The sequence below is a fragment of the Spiroplasma sp. hy2 genome (assembly GCF_044714365.1).
Taxonomy (GTDB): domain Bacteria; phylum Bacillota_I; class Bacilli_A; order Mycoplasmatales; family Mycoplasmataceae; genus Spiroplasma; species Spiroplasma phoeniceum.
Genome location: NZ_RXFZ02000251.1, coordinates 1 through 1,115, shown reverse-complemented (window position 1 = coordinate 1,115; position 1,115 = coordinate 1). Strand labels below are relative to the sequence as shown.

1 protein-coding gene is annotated in these 1,115 nt (G+C 23.1%); it reads left to right on the top strand.

The annotated features are described in order from the left end of the window. Nucleotides 1-159 precede the first annotated feature (159 nt). Nucleotides 160-951 carry a glycerol-3-phosphate 1-O-acyltransferase PlsY gene (gene plsY, locus EHV01_RS05840; protein ID WP_400248834.1) on the top strand — a complete coding sequence of 264 codons (792 nt, stop codon included), beginning with the start codon at nt 160-162 and terminating at the stop codon, nt 949-951. Nucleotides 952-1,115 lie beyond the last annotated feature (164 nt).

Here is a 1,115-nt window from a genome sequence, read left to right as displayed (position 1 = left end):
TTAATTATTTTTTTCATTAATTATTTACCTCCATATATTAAAAATATACCTAATTTTAGGTATATTTTATAAATATCAAGAGTTTTCGACAAAATTAAAGTTATTTACTAAATTATTTCTAATTGCTATATAATATAATAGTAAAAGAGAGGTGAAGGAATGACATTATATGGATATTTAGGGACAGCTATTACGGCAATAATTGGTTACTTAATTGGTTCTTTTAGTTGATCAATCTTTATTAGTAAAAAAATTTATAAAATTGATGTGCAAGATTATCATTCTAAAAATGCCGGAGCTACAAATACTAGTCGTGTTTTAGGAAAAAAATGAGGTTTTGCCATTATGTTTTTAGATATGCTAAAAGTTACTATTACAATGTTTATTGCCTTTGGTATTAGTTGTATTAATATTAATGGGGTTAATTTTGGTTCAACTAGTTATTATATTCCAGCTTTTTTTGTTTTAATTGGTCATTCTTATCCAATTTATTATAAATTTAAAGGCGGTAAAACAGTTTCATCTTTTTTAGGGTTATTATGAATGACTAACCCATATTATTTTTTAATTGCTACAGTTGTTTGATGAAGCACAATTTTTATTTGAAAACGAGTTTCTGTTTCTTCAATTTTAGCAGCATTTTTTACAGGAGCTTTATGTTGAATCCCACAATTAAGTGGCATTGATGTTATTAACTTTAATGGTGATTTACTTCAAAATTCTCATCTTGTTTGAGTGAATTACTTACATTATGTTAATTATGACAATTACTATGATAGTTTAGCTTTAATTAATATTATTATTACTTTAAGTGCTATTTTCTTAATCTTAAAGCATCATCAAAATATTGTTCGTTTATTAAAAGGAACAGAAAAACCTTATGATTTTAAAGGGAAATCTGATTTAGAAAATGGTAATCTTCCAAAACATAATCAAATCAAAAAACATTAATGAATTATCCATAGTTTTAATTACTTAATAATTCTAATTGAAAAATGCTTTCATTAAACTTCTTGCATAACCTAGTTATTTTAAAATTCCTATAAAATATATTTAAAATAGAAATTATAGGAATCTAAAATTATGAAATTTGATAAATTTGATTTTATTAATGA